Origin of the sequence: Candidatus Electronema sp. PJ (assembly GCF_048287395.1) — a bacterium.
Classification (GTDB): Bacteria; Desulfobacterota; Desulfobulbia; order Desulfobulbales; family Desulfobulbaceae; genus Electronema.
In genome coordinates this window covers 24,648-40,871 of sequence record NZ_JBLWEO010000004.1, presented here as the reverse complement: position 1 = coordinate 40,871, position 16,224 = coordinate 24,648, and the positions used below count along the sequence as shown (strand labels likewise).

Here is a 16,224-nt window from a genome sequence, read left to right as displayed (position 1 = left end):
GCTGGTGTTTCATTCCTGCCGCCACACCTGCGCGTCTTGGCTGGTGCAGGCCGGGGTGCCGCTGATCACGGTGAAAGAGATACTGGGGCACTCCACCATTGCCTTGACGGAACGCTACAGCCACCTTGCCCCGGATGGAACACGGGCGGCCTTGCGGGTGATGGAGCAGGCTTTGCAGGAGGCAGGAAGCACGGAAAAATAACAAGTTCGGAAGCGGCAGCCAGTCTACGCCAAAAAAGACAAAAAAAATGAATGCTTGCCCTTGCCAAGCTGACAAGGAATGATTATCATAAATTCTATTTATAGGTTCTTGCAGAATTATGAATGCAAGAAGACTGCCGCTGCTGAGAATAAGGGCCTCGGAAACTCTCTCTCATGCAGCGGCTGGTTCAGAACATCATGCTTGTCCCTTCGTCAAAAGGGGCACATGACGGGGTGAAAAAGGCTGACTTGTCGCCTTTTCTTATGCAAAGATAAGCTGAAGCCGCCCATCCGTCAAGAGCTTTCTGCGCAGTGAATTGAGCGCAAGAAGGAAGCTCTGCGGGGCAAAAGCGCAATATGCGGTATTGCATGTCGCATTATGCACACTATATATTGTGCATTTTAACGACACGGCTTTTTTAAAAAATTTTTAAAGTTTTTTTGCATCCATCCCGTCAAACATGGTGTTTCTGAATCTTGATGATGAACTTCAACATCAGAGAGGCGCAGAATGCCCCGCGAAACACGTTTCACCACCCGGCAGGCGGTTGACTACCTGAACCAGACCGGTTTCCCTGTGTCCAAGCCCACGCTTGAACGCTGGCGGTCTCAAGGAACAGGCCCGGTTTATCTCCGCATAGCCAGCCGGATTCTCTACCCGCAGTCATCATTAGACGAATTCCTGAACGGCGCAGCCGTCATTCCCGCCCGACTTTCGGCGCGGCAGTGATTCCTCACGTCCTTTTGTCAGGCAGTCAAGCGCAGCCGCGTCCTTATGCGGCCCGGCTGTTTTTTTCTAACAAGCAGCAAGAAGAGAAATGAACAAAACGAAGCAGATGCAAGAACAGGAGCAGAGCCGGATTGACCTTTCCGCCTTTGCCAAGGCATGGCCAGCCCCTTACGTGGAGCGGTCAAAATTAGCCGAGTTCTCCGGCGGTGCGCTCAACGCCCGGACTATGGCAAATCTGGACTCCAAGGGGCAGGGAATTCAAGGCCGCATCAGCATAGGCCGGAAGATTCTCTACCCTGTGCAGGAGCTGGTGGCATGGCTGGAAGCAAGGGCAAGCCAGCCGGGGAAAGGCAAAGTCGGGGGCAAGGCATGACGGCCCTGCAAATGGAAAAGGCCGCGCATCGGGCGGATGCGGCGGCCCAAACAACAACTTCTCATAACTTGATGATAACAAAGATACAGCATCAGGAGCAGCAGGACAAGGGCAAAATTGCGGCAGACAGCCCAGCAGAGCGTATTTCCTTCACCCTGTTCACCAAAGACAAGGGTATTCTGACCAAGCGCATGAAGCTGATAGAGGGTCAGCTTGAAAAGGATGCCTCAGAATGCCGGATGAGCAGGGGGCGGGCGGAAACTGTCACTCTTGCCCCAGAGCAGTTCGGAGCCTTCCTGCAAGGGCTGAAACCGAATCAAGCCATAGCGCACGGCATCTGCGGCCACAGCAAGGCCCTGATTGTCAGCAAGGCCAAAGAGAATGGCGCAAGAGCCGCAGACGGCCTGCCAATCATCGCCCGCAGCAAAGAGCATTTCCGCTATCCAGAGGGGCCGGGCGTGATGATGCTTGACCATGACAAGGCCCGTGCAAACTCGGTTGCTCTGGATGACAAAGCGTTGCAAGCATATACCCCGGACAGGCTGGTTGAAATCATCTCCATTTTTTTCCCGGAGATCAAACAGGCTGCGTATGTTGCCGCCTGCTCCACCTCTTCCTGCATCTACAGCGCAGAGACCAATGAAGAGCTGCGCGGCAAAGGCGCGGGCTTTCACCTCTATCTGTTCCTGAAGAATGCGTCTGATGCGCCGCGCTTCCTCAAGGTGCTGGGCAAGCGGCTGTTTTTGGCTGGTTATGGCCGCATTGAGATCAGCCGAGCCGGTTCCTTGTTGGAGCGCACCCTTGCGGACTTGCTTGTAGGCAGTCCAGAGCGGCTTGATTTCGTCGCCGGGGCAGTCTGTGACAAGGGACTTGAGCAGCGCAGGCCAAAGCCGGAACAGCATCAGGGCGGCCTGTTAGACACGGCAAATATGCTAGATTTAACCGCTGAAGAGGAAGCAGCATATCAGGAAATCATTCGGCAGTTGAAAGAGAAGGCGCAGCCGACGCAGGAGACGATCAAGGCCACATACCTTGAGCAGGAGGCGGAGAAGCTGGCCAGCAGCTCCGGCGGCACGATCAGCCTTGAGTAGGCAAAGGAAACGGTCAAAACTCGGCAGAATCATGTTTTGGCAGATGATGACCTGCTGCATTTCGCGCATCAGAACGAGCCGGTCAGCGTGGCTCATGTGATGGACAACGGCCCGCAGTTCAACGGCAAGAGTTGCGCTGACCCCTTGGAGCCTGAATACAACGGCGGCAGCAGGAGCACGGCAAAATTTTACTGGAACAACGGAAAGCCAATTGTCCGCAGCCATGCCCACGGCGTAATAAAGTACATGTTCCGCCGCTTCAGCGCAAAGGAGCCGGTTGATTTTGAGGCGGCTGATGATGACACGCTGCGGCAGGATATGGACTGGAAAACGCCGCTGCCGGTCAAAGATGAGCTGCCGCCAGTGGAGCCGATGCGGGCGGAGATGATGCCGGAACCCTTCCGGGCATGGGTGGCAGAGGCGGCTGACAGAATGCAGGTGCCTGCTGATTTTCTGATTGTGCCGCTGGTGGCAGTCTGCGCTTCGGTCATCGGCACTTCCTGCTGCATCAGGCCGAAGCAGCAGGATGACTGGAGCGTGGTGCCCAATCTCTGGGGCGGCATAGTCGGGCCGCCGTCCATGATGAAAACGCCTGCGCTGAACGAGGCGGTCAACAAAACGCTGGGCAGGCTTGAAGCTGCGGCAGGCAAGGCATATCAGGAGGCTCTGGCGGAGTATGAAGTCAAGGTCATGATTGCCGATGCGGAGCAGAGCAAGCTGAAAGAGGAAATCAAGAAGACTGTCAAGGCTGGGCAGGACACAGGCAGAAGCACTGCCGAACTGGCTGGCGAGCTGCGCAGAAATCGCCCGGAGCGGCCTGCGGAACGCCGTTACAAGACCAATGACAGCAGCATTGAAAAGATTGTCGAGCTGCTGCGGGACAATCCACGCGGCCTGCTCTATTTCCGTGATGAGCTGATTGCCTTGTTCAAACGGATGGAGCGGGCGGGCAATGAGCAGGACAGGGCATTCATGCTGGAAGCGTGGAACGGCGACGGCTGCCATGTTGATGACCGCATAGGCCGGGGCACGGTCAGAGCTGACAATATCTGCCTGTCCCTGCTGGGTGGTATTCAGCCGGACAAGATAGCCGAGTATCTGCACCGGGCTGTTGCCAGCGGCGACAATGACGGCTTTGTGCAGCGGCTGCAACTGATGGTCTATCCCGACCCGGCCAAGGATTGGCAGTACATAGACAGGAAGCCGGACAGCGCGGCCAGAAACAGGGCGTGCAAGGTCATTCAGGCATTGGCGGAGCTTGAGGTCATGCCGTCCGAAAATCAGCAGGAAAAGCCGTTTCTCCGCTTCTCACGGGACGGGCAGGCGGTGTTTCAGGAATGGCTGACCCGGTTGCAGCGGGAGAAGCTGACAGATGAGCGTGACCATTCCATCATCCTTGAGCACTTGGCAAAATACCGCTCCCTCATGCCTTCGCTGGCCTTGGTTTTTCATCTGATCGAGTGCGCAGACCAAGGCCGCAGCCCTGACCCGGTGAGCCGGGAAGCGGCGGAGAAAGCTGCGGCATGGTGCCAGTATCTTGAGAGCCATGCGCGGCGGATTTACTCGCTTGCGCTCAACACCGGCAGGCTGGGCGGCGAAGCATTGGCAAAGAAGATCAGGAGCGGCGCACTGCCGGACGGCTTCAAGCTGCGAGATGTGCAGATGAAGAAATGGGGCCTGCTGACTTCCGGGGAAGCGGTGCAGGATGCGCTGGACTGGCTGGTGGAGAAACATTGGCTGCGGGAGATGGAGCCGGACAGAGGCACCGCGCAAGGAGGCAGACCGCCCGCCTCTTCGTATGCAATCAACCCGAAGATTTTTGCTGAATCAGGCAAAGTATGACGCAACAGAACCAACAAAACCCCGGTCAGCAAGTTTTGTGGGTTTTGTTGCGTGGGAGTCAAGCGAATCTGAGCAAGAACAAGGCAGCTCCGGGCGGCAGTGAGCAGCCGGAATCATCCTGTTGAAGCAAGCAAAGTATGACGCAACAGAACCAACAAAGCCCCGGTCAGCAAGTTTTGTGGGTTTTGTTGCGTGTGAGTCAAGCGAATCTGAGCACGATTCAGCCCGGCAAAATCAAGGCGTGGAAGGCCGGAGAGAGCAAGCCGCCCGACACGGCGGCCTTGAAATACTGGCTTGGCAATCGCCAGCCGGACAGGTGGAGAGAGCAGCCGGAAGCAGGTGGCGGCTGATAAGTGAGAGGCGGGCGGAAAACAGGTTGAAGCGGCAGGGATGCGGTGGTAGATTCTGCTTGAACCGTAAAAAAAGTTCCCATCAATCCGCCGCTGATCTATCGCCATGACTATTCAAGAGATAATTAAAAGATTGAAGAACGAGGAAGAAGTTAATTTTAATGTTGCTGAAAGAATGACAGGTGGCTCAACAAATCTTCTGTGCCGGTTCAATAATTTTAAAGATTGGATGAATAATATTAGGAAGCCAATGACAGCCTTCTTGCGTCATCCAGAAGGGTTAGAGTTTAAAATAGTTAGTGAAGAAAAAATGTATATAATATTACCTTCCGGTAATATTTATTTAGGTTTTAAGCCAATTAGCGTTGGTTATAATACAGAGATAGAAGGGAGAGTAGAAGAACTACAATTATCTATAAACAGTGAAAATGTAACACATTATACTTATATTTTTTCCGGTGGAAAAATAGAAGATACTACAAATCTTCCTCCAATTAACTGGAAAAGAAAATATGAATATGAGCAAGATGAAATTGATGCAGAGTTTGAATATTCTTTTCACAGGAGAAAATTAAATATTAAACTTTCAAGACATGTAAGCACAGATTCATTATTTTATCAAAAAATAGATAACGATATAAAGGATGAAGTTTTGTTTTTTCTCATATTCTTTCCCTTTGTACAGGTATTTCTGTGGGAATACTAATGAAACTGTCGCTTTCGATTACAGAAGAAGAGATTTGCTTTGATTATATATCGAGTAACTTGAAAGATGCTTACAAGAACAACAACGCAATTACACCGATGCGAGAGATTCCAAATTTATGGATCGACTTTGTTAGTTATATATTAAATCAACCAGAAAAAGATAAGAAGTGGTTTATAGATAAAGGTATTTGGCAAGCTATTGATAATTTATGCTGGGATGATGAAGGCTATGATGATTGGACGCTAATCAAACATACAGCCGCCCTTGAAGGGCTTTGCGATAAACCTGCTATGCTTAAAAAGCAGGAATGCAGTAAAATAAGAGAAGCTGCAATCGAATCAGTTAAATTGAGATGTTCAGAACTTAGCATCAAAACAGAACACATTGAGCAGATTGTCAAGAATATAACAGATAGTAACCGATCATTAAACGGTTATCCGGTTAAATGGTATATCGAAAAAACATTGAAAGACTGTAATCTTGAAAAATTCTCTGAAAACTATCTTGAAAAGATAAACGATGCAATAGGCATGAGAAATAAAGTGGTGCATACTGGCTGGGCTAAGGAATGGAAAACTGATTTATTTGAACATATTCAAACTATCAGAAGCACCATCTTTTTAATTGTCCTGGCTCGTTTAGAGTATCCCGGCAAATTCTATTTATCCGACCATAAGCACAAAAAAACAACGAGCTTGCAGGAATGGCAGTCTTGATCTTGCAAGCAGTGAATCCACCCGGCAGCACTCATGCCGCTGTCTGCGCCAAACTCAGCATTAAGGTTATCGGCACAATCGGCGATGCAATGAAGCCGTGCCCAAGGTAAAACGCCTTTGCCTGCTCATCCAGCGCATGGACAAGCAGGGCCGCAGCCATGCCAGCGTTCATCAGCCGCCAGACGGCCTAAAGCAGCTACCGGCACGGGTTCAAGCATTTGGCGGCCTTGCGATTGGAGCTTTACCCACTATAAAAAAAGGTTCACACTGTATTATATGCAGCACGTTCGAGAAGACATCTTTTAGACCAATTTTTCAACGATCAGCAAGCGGCCTGTAGGGATTTGACGTTCGGCTGCTGAAATCGAATCTCAGGCCATTTATGGCGTTTTAATCGAAAGACGCGGCAACAGATGCCGGATGCTGGCCTTGCTTGCGTCGCCTCCTTTGCATTGTCCGAAAATACATCTGCGCCCGCGCAACGTGCTGGCGGCCTGTCCTTGCCTTCTCCATAGGTAGAAATCGGCAGGAAATCGGGCTTGTGAAGTTTGGTTGAGAGGCGCGGTCAGTCGTTTTCAGGGTGAAGCCGCAGAGCAAAAAGAGAGTCACGCGGAAGCGAGCAGCGGCGGTCATGATGATGCGCTTGACCGGCTTATCAAGGCGCAGGATGAGGCATTGAAAGGGGCTGCTGGCAGGCCGTGACGGAAGAGCGTGGAAAAGCCTTGCCTGCTGATCTGGAACGGTTTATTTTGCTGGCTGAACTTTCAGGCTGGAAGCGGGGGCCTGTTTTTCTCAAATAAAAGTTACAGAAAGGATGCTTATGGAGATACAAAAAGCCTTTTTAGATACTAATGTGCTACTGAGGAATATAATAGGAAGAGATGAACAAGAAAACGACATGGTGGAAATACTAAGAAGTAATAATTTTCAAATAGTTACTTTTCAAAAGTGTGTTTGCGAATTGTATTCAATGGTAAAAAGCATTGTAATTTCAGAGCTATCCGGGACACACAAAGACGACCCAATAAAACATGTAATACCAACAGAACTTATAGATATCTGCGCTGTATTGCGTGAAAAATTCACCAAAAGAAAGATATCTCAAGATGATATATTTTTCTGGTATAATCAATGCGAAGAATGGTGTGATAGAGATTTTACAGAAGAGCTTCGTTGTATAGAAAATGATATAAAATCATATGAACCTGTTGAACTAAAGAGAGATATTTTTCAATGGAAGCGTTTAATGCGCGAGGGTACTATCAGTATAGATAGGAAAATTAGAGAAAAATTTCCAAAAGAGCTTAATTACATAGAACATGATGTAGAATCATATGAATCGGTTGAGCTTGAAAGAGATATTTATCTCTGGAAGTATTTAATACGCGAGAGTTTTAGAAATATAGATAGAAAAATCAGAGGCAATTTTATTCATGTTTACACTTACCATGACGTATATAATTCTTACTGGTATAACTCAGAAGGATATGCTCACGAAGATAATTTAATGAAAGACTCTTTCTTGCCTAATGAGGACTTTGAAATCATAATGGCCGCTGCTTTTTGCAACGCCAGCGTTTTTATAACAAATGATCAAATGATTCTCCGGCGGACTGGAGCAAGCTGGGGAACATGTTGTGGAGCATCTTTTACCAGTTTTTGCTGTCCTGAAAGATTGGAAGAAGCCATTAACAGCCAATTTGACTATAGAAGCTACCCCTCTCTCTCAAGATAAAAGAGTAAACCGCAGCTTTCCTGTACCCTTGCGCCTCTGATGAGCCTCAGAAAAGGCAGCATTCATGCCGCTGTCTGCGCCAGACTCAGCATTAAGGTCATCGGCTCAATCGGCGATTCAATTCAATGAAGCCGTGCCAAAGATGCAGCAGGGGCAAGGAGGCAATCCAGTTTGTGGCTCACCAATTAACCACAACGCAGTTTGCGGCTCACAAAAGGCGATTTTTGAGCCGCAAAAATAGATCAGCGCGAAACCCGGCCCTCTGCAACATCAATCAATTCCAAGAAAGCATACACTGCCGGACGGCGGCCTTTGGCCCCCCGGACAGTTTTCAACATGCCGCTATCACGCAGCAGAACGAGAATCCGCTTTGCGGTTGCCGCTGGAATGTCTTTGGCTGAAGTGAATTCCGTTGCGTTGAACACCGGGCGGGAAAAGAAGAAATCCAAGGCATGAATGGCATATTGCGAATGAGTCAAGTCAACAAGCTGGCGTTTTTTATCCTCATACAGCTTGAGAATGCTGGCCGCCTTGCGCTGGTTTTCTTCCGCCTGATCTATGACCGCTTTCAGAAAAAACTCACACCATCCCGTCCAATCCTCATCAGAGGAAACAGCGGCCAGCCGCGCATAATATTCAGCCCGCTCTCTCTCGAAATACGCGCTGATGTAAAACATGGGGGCGCGGATGAGACCTGCGGTGTGCAGGAAGAGAGGAATGAACATCCGGCCCAATCTGCCGTTGCCGTCTAAAAAAGGGTGCAGGGCTTCCAGTTCGGCATGAAGAACCGCAAGCTGCGCCAGACGGTCAGGCATTTGCGCGTGAATGAAATTTTCCCATCTGCCCATTGCCTCCTGAAGGTGCTCGGCTGAGATGGGAACAAAGCGGGCCTCCTCGATGGAGCAGCCGGGCGGCCCTATCCAGTTGGGCACCTTCCGATATTCTCCACGTGCTGCGCTGTGCCCGCGCACTTCGGCCAGCAGAACCCGGTGCGCCTCCTTAATCACCCTCTGGCAGAGCGGCAGCGTGTTCAGCATTGCCTCAGCGTGGTGCATTGCTTTCCGGTAGTTCAACACCTCGTTAATATCCGCCTTTTTCTGCTGCGGCAGGAACAGCCTCCTGCGTAGTCAGCGGAGTCAAGAGAATGGAAGGGTTAGGAATGGCGGCAAGGGTGCCGTCATATCGGGCAAGGGCCGCATTGGCAGGCCCGATCAGCGGAATCAAACGCAGCCAGTCTATATTTTTCGGCGGAAACTTGCCGTAATGATACTGAACCGGAGGAGTCATTTTCTGCCCTCTTTAGAAGAAAATGAGATGAGCGAAACAGGGAACTGTTTTTTCCCCATGAGCAAAAAAGTGGGGGCAGGATGGGGGCTGGAATGAAAGGCAAGAAAAAAGGTTTTTAGAGTGTTTTATTCAACCCTCTAAAAACCTTGTATATTTATGGTGCCGAGACCAGGAATTGAACCAGGGACACACGGATTTTCAGTCCGTTGCTCTACCGACTGAGCTATCTCGGCACATACATGCTGCGGAACACGGGAAGGAATATACCGTACTCCGGCTTGTACTGTCAATGGTTATTTTTTCTTTTTCCCCTCTTTGCTGCTGGCAAGCAGGTCGCCGAGATCAATATCAAAGTCATCTAAGGCGGTTCCGGTCTTTGCCGCAGGCTTCAGTTTTTTGTCTGCGGTGCTGGTGGGCGGTGGCGACATCGGCTTGTTCAAATCCAGGCCGTCCATAGACAGGTCGGAAAGCATATCTGCCGCAGATTTCGCTTTGCCTTTTTTCCCCGTCTTCCCGCTGTCACTGAGACCTTCCAAACTCAGTTCGCCAATATCACCAAGGGAAAGGCTGCTCTGCTCTTCTGCGGCAGGCGGTGGCATTAGGCCTGAGAGGTCAAGCCCGCTCAGGTCAAGCGAAGGCTCTTTAGTCGGAGCTTTTTCCTTCTTTAGCTTAGGCGCAGACTTTTCTGGTTTGGGAGGCGGTTTGGCAGCACTTTCATCCTCCTCCATAAAGTCAATCTCATCAAGTCCACCAATGGACATGTCCATTGACGGGCCGTCTGTATCCGCTGCTTCCATTGACAGATTGAGTCCACCGTCATCCGTCTCAGAAGGTGCTTCCTTATCTTTGCCGGGCAGCTCAAAGGCAATCTCTTCTTTCTCCTCTTCTTCGCTTATTTCTGCATCTGCTGACAGATCAAATTCGATCTCTTTGGCCTCTTCCTCTGCTGGGGCGGCTACATCGATGCCGTCTCCATCAGTGGAGAATTCCATCGTGTTATCAGTTGCCGTCTCATCCTCGGCTTCAGAGTCTTCGCCGAAATCTAAGCCGCCGCCATCCTCATTAGCTCCGTCGAGCGTATTTTCGTCCTCAATCGCGGCCTCCTTCTCCTCTGGTTCTTCTTCTGGCTTCTCGAACCAAAGAAAGTCAGGTACAGTGCCCCGCAGTATCACCCCGGACAGCTCTTGAGAAAATTTGCTGATATTCTTTTTACAGCCCCCGCAGATTTCTTCTTTGTCAAAAGAAATGTAGTCACATTTAGGACAACGCATATTCTTGTTCTAGCAGTGAAATTTAATCTAATAATGGAACAATCGTACTACTGCATTGATCTCAGCAAAGCCGCACGACTAGAAAATTACCAACATGTATCCTTATCTGCCATCATTTCACAGCAGAGGCAGCCTGTCAACAGCATTTTTGCCCCACCGCCACTTTCTGGTGCGCTTCTCTGCGAGAATGCGCGGGCCTCTTTTTTCAGAGGGAAACCGGTTGACAAAGGCCTGGGTTTCTGAACACTGCGAAAAAAGGCAGTTTCTGAGAATTAAGCGAAAATACCACTGGTAGCATGTTTTCAACTTGAGCTGGCACAATATGTTGTGTTATAAGGTTTGCACGATCGAGCAGCTGCCAATCTTGCAACAGGGCGAGAACTGCCGCCGCACACTGCCGCGCAACGTTCAAAAAGGAAGGAAGAGATGGGAAAAGAGATGACCAGGACTGTCGCAAAACAGTTCTTGACCGAAACCGCCGAGACCGTATTGACTCGCCGATATTACCTCAAGGATGGCCAAGGTAATGTGCTGGAGAACTGGGAGTCGCTCTGCCGCCGGGTCGCAGACGCAGTGGCTGCGCCCGACCGGGAGCGGGAGGACTATGAGGCTTTGCGCGAGCAATTCTTTCGCATGATTTATCATCTCGACTTTTTGCCCAACTCGCCCTGTCTGATGAACGCTGGCACCGACCTCGGCCAGCTTTCCGCCTGCTTTGTCCTGCCGGTGGATGACTCGATGGACGGCATCTTCACCTCCATCCGCAATGGCGCGCTGGTACATAAGACCGGCGGCGGTACTGGCTATTCTTTCTCCCGGCTGCGGCCCAAAAACTCGGCTGTTCGCTCGACTCAAGGGGTTGCCTCTGGGCCGCTCAGTTTTGCCGCCGTGTTCGACGCGGCCACTGAGACTATCAAACAGGGTGGCAAGCGGCGTGGGGCCAATATGGGCATCCTGCGGGTGGATCATCCTGACATCATAGACTTCATCACCGCCAAGCAGGATCAAAACAAATTCACCAATTTCAACTTTTCCGTAGCGATCACCGACAAATTCATGGCGGCGGCGAAGAACCATCAGGAATACGACCTGATTGACCCCTCCAACCGCAAGGTGGTCTGCCGAATGAACGCAGCCAAGGTTTTTGACAAGATTGTTGATCTGGCGTGGCACAACGGGGAGCCAGGTGTTTTGTTTATTGACGCAGCCAATCGCGCCAATGCCACCCCGCAGCTCGGCGAGTTCGAGGCGACGAATCCCTGCATTGTTGGTGACACGTTAGTGGCTGTGGCCGACGGGCGCGGTGCCGTGGCTATACGGCAGTTAGTCGAGGAAGGCAAGGATGTGCCGGTGTTCTGTCGCAACAGTAAAGGCGGAGCTTCAGTGCGGATGATGCGCAATCCCCGTATCACAGGTTATAACAAACAAATTCTGAAAGTCACCCTCGATGACGGCAACAGCGTAAGAGTAACAGAAAATCACCGCTTCGTGCTTTCTGACGGCAGCGTGAAAGAGGCCAAAGACCTCCTCAGCGGCGACAGCCTGAGCCTGCTGACCAAGCGTGAAGCTCCGTTTGAAAAAATATTTTCACATTCTAACAGCAGATCGCAATCCTATCGCTGGTTGTCCACAACAGACAAACCAAATTGGCAGCCTGAGCATCGCCTGATCGCCAATTTTCATCATAAACAGCAGACCGGCAAGACAATTGACTGGCTGCAAGTCGTTCATCATCGTGATTACAACGGGTTGAATAATAAGCCTTCTAATCTTAAAGTGATGAGCAAAGAGGCGCATTACCGCCTGCATTCGGAAGAACGCAAGGGAGACAAAAATCCGATGCGGCTATTCCCGGAAAAAAACTGGATGAACGATCCAGTCAAGCAGCAGGAACTCCGCATCAAACACCATGTTGGCGCAAAGCGAAGTCCCGCAACTAAAGATCGAATTGGTTCTACGACAAAACTGCGCCTTCAAGATGAATCATACCGTGCCCGTCATGCAGCAGCGATAAAAGAAGGTCTTTATCTTCATAAAGATAATTTGTTGCAGGCGGTGCAGCAGCGTGCTCAACAGAAACTGGAGGAATGTCAGTCCACGACTGACTTGCGTTGTTTCCTTGACGACAACACTGTCATGGTTGAACGAAGGTGCGAACACTGCGGCAATCTGTATGCAGTATCTTGGAGCAGACGCGAACAATCTTTCTGCTCTCATGCCTGCTCTCTTGCTTGGCATAACAGCAGTCAGACTGTTCGGCAGAAGATCACAAACGGCATCCATGCTACTTATGCCGCCAAGGCAGAGCAAACTCGGCGGCAGCAGGTGGAATGCTTCCTAAATCTGAAGTTTGAGCAAGGGCAGACCCCGCTAAAAAAAGACTGGGAGAGCCGCTGCGAGGAAAAGGGCATTCCCAAGCGGCTGGGCACGGCATTCGGTTTTCCTACTTTCCAGGCTCTAAAGGAAAACGCGCAGACTTTCAACCACCGGGTCGTTGCCGTGATGCCGGATGGAATTGAAGATGTCTATAACGGCACGGTTGATGAGTTTCACAACTTCTACATCGGCCACTTCCCCGGCGAGATCAACGGGGATATCTGTTATAGTTATATCAATAACTTACAATGCGGCGAGCAATGGCTCCTCCCCTATGAGTCGTGCAATTTAGGCTCGATCAATCTCGGCCAATATATCAAGGACAGCACGGTTGATTATCCCCGCTTGGCGCAGACGGTGCAGACAGCGGTGCGCTTTCTCGATAACGTGATTGACTGCAACCGCTTCCCGATCCCGGAAATCGCTGAGATGACCCGCAAGACCCGCAAGATCGGCCTTGGCATCATGGGCCTGCACGACATGCTCATTCAGCTGGAGCTGTCTTACGGTGACGAGGCGGGCCGGGTGGAATCAGCCAAGGTCATGCAGTTCATCCGCGATGAAGCAGAAGCGGCTTCCATCGCCCTGGCGGAGTTAAAAGGCCCATTCCCGGCTTGGAATCCACAGCACAACCAGTACATCGCCCGCCGCAACGCTGCCCTGACCTCTATCCAGCCTACTGGCACGGTCTCAATGATTGCCGACTGCTCTTCCGGCTGTGAGCCGTACTTTTCAGTGGTGACAGAGAAGAACGTCATGGATGGCACCCGCTTCCTAATGGTCAACAAGCATTTTGAGAGCGTGGCCAAGCGAGAGGGATTTTTTTCCGAGGCTTTATTGAAGAAAGTCGCTCAGTGCGGCACCGTGCTTGGCCACGCAGAAATCCCAGAAAAATGGCAACGCATCTTTCTGGCCGCCCAAGATATCAGCCCGGCGGATCATATCAAGATGCAGGGCGCGCTCCAAGCCAGTGGCGTGGACTCTTCAATCAGTAAAACTATCAATTTGCCCGCTTCAGCAAGCAAAGAAGATGTGCGCGAGTCCTATCTACTCGGCTTTGAACTGGGCTGCAAAGGGCTGACCGTTTATCGCGACGGCTCACGGGAAGGCCAGGTTCTCAGCACCGCAGCCAAACAGACCGCAACGGTTTCTTCGCGAGAAGGAACGCAGAAACAGGAGCTACCTGATGTCCTCAGTGCCAAGCGCTACCGGCTCAAAGATGCCAACGGCGACCGCATCTACATCATTGTCTGCTTTGACGATAATGAAAACCCGATGGAGGTTTTCGCCAAGTTCCCCTTTGACAATCGGCTCGACCTGAAAGATAAATCCACCATGTGGACAACCACCTGTCGGCTGGTTTCCTTGGCTTTGCGCTGCCAAATACCGATGGAGGAAATCATCAGCCAGCTTGACCGCTCAAGTGGCCACATGCTTGATCTGCCTGCCCAGCTGGGCAGGTTGCTGAAATCCTTTATGGCCGGGACGCAGAAAGGTTTTACCTCCTCTTGCCCAGAATGCCCTGGCACTTTGCTCTTCTCCGAAGGCTGCGAAGTTTGCCGCGACTGCGGTTATTCCAGGTGCTCGTAGCAAACGCTTTTCTGTTCGGCTGCCTTTTTTAAAATCAACGTATTGTAAACCTTAACAAAAAATAAATCACTAAGAATGGATTGAAATCAGAGGAAGATAACTAACAAAAAAGCTGATTGGTGCTCGAACACCAACCAGCTTTAATGGGCGAGATACTCTATCTAACCAGTTCGGGAGTATCTCATGACTATGGTCTTTTCTCCGACCAAGGTATAAATGACGCTTTTATCTTACCGAGACCGAAGACCTCCGTCAAGCCTTATGACTATCGGCTGGTAGAAGGAGGAACAGCTTTTTGAAGAAAAATCGTAACGATGATAACTACGAGATAATATTCGTCAAATGGTTTCGGCATTACCGGACTGGTAAGATAATACGATCTCGTAACGGAAAAGCTATTCCGCTCCGTGTGAGAAGGAAGTAGCTGTAGTTGATCGGCTAGTTTGCGGGCATCAAAGTATTGGTCATTTGATGCTCGCAGTCAGCTATTACCTTTTTCGTCAAGTTGGAGTGATTATTATGGCAGGAAAGAAGCGTTTTTCACCAGGAACAATAGTTGACCAATCAGGTCTGTATAAAAATACTTCTAAAGACACGGAAGTAACCTGCGTCAGAGGAGAACGATTTCCTCCGACCCCAGAACCTGGTCAAAAATACGTCTTAGTTGATGCAACTAAGCATAAGAAGCCCTGATTGTTTTGATGTTGTTATCTGCACGTTACATCATCTTTAAAGTTTGCTTTATGAACAACTATAGCTGGAGCAGAATAATCTGAGTCATCATTGCTGTCATTTCGAGCGGAGGGGAAAATCTCAGTGCACTCTTCATCGTTCCGGGAGAAGGGATTCCCTGTTTCGCTCGGGATGACAATGCGTGATCATTTTATGATGTTTCTGCTATAGTTCCCGACTTCGCTGACCTAATTCGTCTCGAATTATCCTCGGTAAGAAAGGAGTTTTGCTTGGCCGCAAAGGAGTTCTGCCGACTTAGAGAGGAGTTTGGCCGAGTAGGAAAGGAGTCTTGCCGAGTAGCAAAGGAGTTGAAGTAAGCCGGAAAGGAGTTTGGCCGACTAAGAAAGGAGTTCAGCTCGGCAGCAAAGGAGTTTGGCCAAGCCGAACTCCTTGCCAACCGAGCCGTAAAGGAGCATTTTGCCCGATCTTTGCTTCCTTACTGCTGCTGTTTTTTCCCAGAAGGAGAAAAAATACAGTCGCCTGACTTTGGCCTTGAACAATGCCTACCTTGCGGCCAGTCCCTCGGCAATTTCCTGCTGAAGGCTGTGGATCAGGGCAATTGGGTCTTGGCTGTCACGGATTGGTCGGCCAATGACTACATGATCTGCGCCGTTGAGAATGGCGTTTTTGGCCGTGGCAATCCGTTTCTGGTCGTCGCTCTTGTCATCAACATTGGCCCCAGGCCTGATGCCCGGCGTGACAATGAGGAAGTTATTACCCAGCTCGTTGCGCAACGGCCCAGCCTCCAGTGCAGAGGCCACCACGCCGTCGCAACCCAACTCCAGAGCCTTGCGTGAGCGCAGCAGCACCAGATCAGCGATGCTGCCAGTCATGCCCATTGCCCGCATGTCGTCCTCGCAGAAGCTGGTTAGCACCGTAACCGCCAAAATCTGCAAATCGCCCTTGTCTTGGACAGCTGCCCGCACAATTGGGTCGTTGCCATGCACTGTGGCAAAGGTCACGCCCCGGTTTTTCAGCTGGCCAACGGCCAATTTCACGGTTTCGGGGATGTCGAAAAACTTCAGATCCACCATCACCTTGCAGCCGCGCCGCACCAGCTCGTCAATAGTTTGAAAACCACTGGCGAGAAAGAGCTGCAAGCCGACCTTGAAGAATTTGATCTCGCTGTCCAGCCGCTCAATCAAGCCGAGAGCCTCCGCGTGGGAAGCCACATCTAAGGCAAAAATAATCCGTTCGTTCAGCGGGATGTTTTTGTCCATG

The 16,224-nt window shown here is 50.6% G+C and carries 17 protein-coding genes and 1 tRNA gene; 11 read left to right on the top strand and 7 right to left on the bottom strand.

Annotated features, from left to right (window positions below):
• The 8 genes from ACNKIB_RS00405 to ACNKIB_RS00370 form a co-directional block, all read left to right on the top strand.
• A partial coding sequence (locus tag ACNKIB_RS00405; protein WP_417908558.1) for a tyrosine-type recombinase/integrase occupies positions 1–202 on the top strand: 202 nt, incomplete at its 5' end.
• A gap of 510 nt (positions 203–712) precedes the next feature.
• Complete coding sequence (locus tag ACNKIB_RS00400; protein WP_417908557.1) at positions 713–931, top strand: helix-turn-helix domain-containing protein; 219 nt, start codon at positions 713–715, stop codon at positions 929–931.
• Positions 932–1,019: 88 nt separating this feature from the next.
• The gene (locus ACNKIB_RS00395; protein ID WP_417908556.1) at positions 1,020–1,304 is read left to right on the top strand and encodes a hypothetical protein; all 285 of its coding nucleotides are present in this window, start codon (positions 1,020–1,022) and stop codon (positions 1,302–1,304) included.
• A complete protein-coding gene (locus tag ACNKIB_RS00390) occupies positions 1,247–2,395 on the top strand; it encodes a hypothetical protein (RefSeq protein ID WP_417908555.1) in 1,149 nt (382 codons plus the stop codon). Before ACNKIB_RS00395 ends, ACNKIB_RS00390 begins: the two co-directional genes overlap by 58 nt.
• Positions 2,396–2,431: 36 nt before the next feature.
• The gene (locus tag ACNKIB_RS00385) at positions 2,432–4,237 is read left to right on the top strand and encodes a YfjI family protein (RefSeq protein WP_417908554.1); all 1,806 of its coding nucleotides are present in this window, start codon (positions 2,432–2,434) and stop codon (positions 4,235–4,237) included.
• A 137-nt stretch (positions 4,238–4,374) separates the two neighbouring features.
• Positions 4,375–4,587 (top strand): hypothetical protein, encoded by a 213-nt coding sequence (locus ACNKIB_RS00380; protein ID WP_417908553.1) that lies wholly within the window; start codon positions 4,375–4,377, stop codon positions 4,585–4,587.
• 106 nt (positions 4,588–4,693) lie between these two features.
• Positions 4,694–5,293, top strand: a complete 600-nt coding sequence (locus ACNKIB_RS00375; protein WP_417908552.1) for a hypothetical protein — start codon at positions 4,694–4,696, stop codon at positions 5,291–5,293.
• Entirely contained in the window at positions 5,293–6,012 is a 720-nt protein-coding gene (locus tag ACNKIB_RS00370; RefSeq protein ID WP_417908551.1) for a hypothetical protein, read from the top strand. Before ACNKIB_RS00375 ends, ACNKIB_RS00370 begins: the two co-directional genes overlap by 1 nt.
• A 31-nt stretch (positions 6,013–6,043) precedes the next feature.
• Here ACNKIB_RS00370 and ACNKIB_RS00365 read toward each other — a convergent pair whose 3' ends face one another.
• Positions 6,044–6,184: a hypothetical protein gene (locus ACNKIB_RS00365; RefSeq protein WP_417908550.1), complete on the bottom strand. Its 141-nt coding sequence runs from the start codon at positions 6,182–6,184 to the stop codon at positions 6,044–6,046.
• A gap of 380 nt (positions 6,185–6,564) precedes the next feature.
• On the opposite strand from ACNKIB_RS00365, the gene ACNKIB_RS00360 reads away from it, so the two are divergent.
• Together ACNKIB_RS00360 and ACNKIB_RS00355 are read left to right on the top strand one after the other, a co-directional pair.
• Positions 6,565–6,714: a hypothetical protein gene (locus tag ACNKIB_RS00360; protein ID WP_417908549.1), complete on the top strand. Its 150-nt coding sequence runs from the start codon at positions 6,565–6,567 to the stop codon at positions 6,712–6,714.
• 118 nt (positions 6,715–6,832) lie between these two features.
• Complete coding sequence (locus ACNKIB_RS00355; RefSeq protein WP_417908548.1) at positions 6,833–7,747, top strand: hypothetical protein; 915 nt, start codon at positions 6,833–6,835, stop codon at positions 7,745–7,747.
• Between the two features lie 242 nt (positions 7,748–7,989).
• On the opposite strand, the gene ACNKIB_RS00350 is transcribed toward ACNKIB_RS00355, so the two are convergent.
• The 4 genes from ACNKIB_RS00350 to ACNKIB_RS00335 all read right to left on the bottom strand — a co-directional run bounded on the left by ACNKIB_RS00350 (position 7,990) and on the right by ACNKIB_RS00335 (position 10,305).
• Positions 7,990–8,802: a Fic family protein gene (locus ACNKIB_RS00350; protein WP_417908547.1), complete on the bottom strand. Its 813-nt coding sequence runs from the start codon at positions 8,800–8,802 to the stop codon at positions 7,990–7,992.
• Positions 8,803–8,827: 25 nt separating this feature from the next.
• Positions 8,828–9,034 (bottom strand): Fic/DOC family N-terminal domain-containing protein, encoded by a 207-nt coding sequence (locus ACNKIB_RS00345; protein WP_417908546.1) that lies wholly within the window; start codon positions 9,032–9,034, stop codon positions 8,828–8,830.
• A 157-nt stretch (positions 9,035–9,191) separates the two neighbouring features.
• Positions 9,192–9,267, bottom strand: a tRNA-Phe gene (locus ACNKIB_RS00340).
• A gap of 60 nt (positions 9,268–9,327) precedes the next feature.
• Positions 9,328–10,305: a hypothetical protein gene (locus tag ACNKIB_RS00335; RefSeq protein ID WP_417908545.1), complete on the bottom strand. Its 978-nt coding sequence runs from the start codon at positions 10,303–10,305 to the stop codon at positions 9,328–9,330.
• A 438-nt stretch (positions 10,306–10,743) separates the two neighbouring features.
• On the opposite strand from ACNKIB_RS00335, the gene ACNKIB_RS00330 reads away from it, so the two are divergent.
• Complete coding sequence (locus tag ACNKIB_RS00330; RefSeq protein ID WP_417908544.1) at positions 10,744–14,271, top strand: ribonucleotide reductase N-terminal alpha domain-containing protein; 3,528 nt, start codon at positions 10,744–10,746, stop codon at positions 14,269–14,271.
• A gap of 1,070 nt (positions 14,272–15,341) precedes the next feature.
• Here ACNKIB_RS00330 and ACNKIB_RS00325 read toward each other — a convergent pair.
• Positions 15,342–15,503: a hypothetical protein gene (locus ACNKIB_RS00325; protein WP_417908543.1), complete on the bottom strand. Its 162-nt coding sequence runs from the start codon at positions 15,501–15,503 to the stop codon at positions 15,342–15,344.
• A gap of 3 nt (positions 15,504–15,506) precedes the next feature.
• Positions 15,507–16,223: an orotidine-5'-phosphate decarboxylase gene (gene pyrF / locus ACNKIB_RS00320; RefSeq protein ID WP_417908542.1), complete on the bottom strand. Its 717-nt coding sequence runs from the start codon at positions 16,221–16,223 to the stop codon at positions 15,507–15,509.
• Between the last annotated feature and the right edge of the window lies 1 nt (position 16,224).

Excerpts from the sequence above, each read along its gene's own strand:
- ACNKIB_RS00400 (WP_417908557.1), top strand. The coding sequence starts at position 713 with ATGCCCCGCGAAACACGTTTCACCACCCGGCAGGCGGTTGACTACCTG.
- ACNKIB_RS00390 (WP_417908555.1), top strand. The coding sequence starts at position 1,247 with ATGGCTGGAAGCAAGGGCAAGCCAGCCGGGGAAAGGCAAAGTCGGGGG.
- pyrF (WP_417908542.1), bottom strand. The coding sequence starts at position 16,223 with ATGGACAAAAACATCCCGCTGAACGAACGGATTATTTTTGCCTTAGAT.
- ACNKIB_RS00395 (WP_417908556.1), top strand. The coding sequence starts at position 1,020 with ATGAACAAAACGAAGCAGATGCAAGAACAGGAGCAGAGCCGGATTGAC.
- ACNKIB_RS00350 (WP_417908547.1), bottom strand. The coding sequence starts at position 8,802 with ATGCACCACGCTGAGGCAATGCTGAACACGCTGCCGCTCTGCCAGAGG.
- ACNKIB_RS00345 (WP_417908546.1), bottom strand. The coding sequence starts at position 9,034 with ATGACTCCTCCGGTTCAGTATCATTACGGCAAGTTTCCGCCGAAAAAT.
- ACNKIB_RS00365 (WP_417908550.1), bottom strand. The coding sequence starts at position 6,184 with ATGAACGCTGGCATGGCTGCGGCCCTGCTTGTCCATGCGCTGGATGAG.
- ACNKIB_RS00375 (WP_417908552.1), top strand. The coding sequence starts at position 4,694 with ATGACTATTCAAGAGATAATTAAAAGATTGAAGAACGAGGAAGAAGTT.
- ACNKIB_RS00330 (WP_417908544.1), top strand. The coding sequence starts at position 10,744 with ATGACCAGGACTGTCGCAAAACAGTTCTTGACCGAAACCGCCGAGACC.
- ACNKIB_RS00335 (WP_417908545.1), bottom strand. The coding sequence starts at position 10,305 with ATGCGTTGTCCTAAATGTGACTACATTTCTTTTGACAAAGAAGAAATC.
- ACNKIB_RS00355 (WP_417908548.1), top strand. The coding sequence starts at position 6,833 with ATGGAGATACAAAAAGCCTTTTTAGATACTAATGTGCTACTGAGGAAT.
- ACNKIB_RS00380 (WP_417908553.1), top strand. The coding sequence starts at position 4,375 with ATGACGCAACAGAACCAACAAAGCCCCGGTCAGCAAGTTTTGTGGGTT.
- ACNKIB_RS00370 (WP_417908551.1), top strand. The coding sequence starts at position 5,293 with ATGAAACTGTCGCTTTCGATTACAGAAGAAGAGATTTGCTTTGATTAT.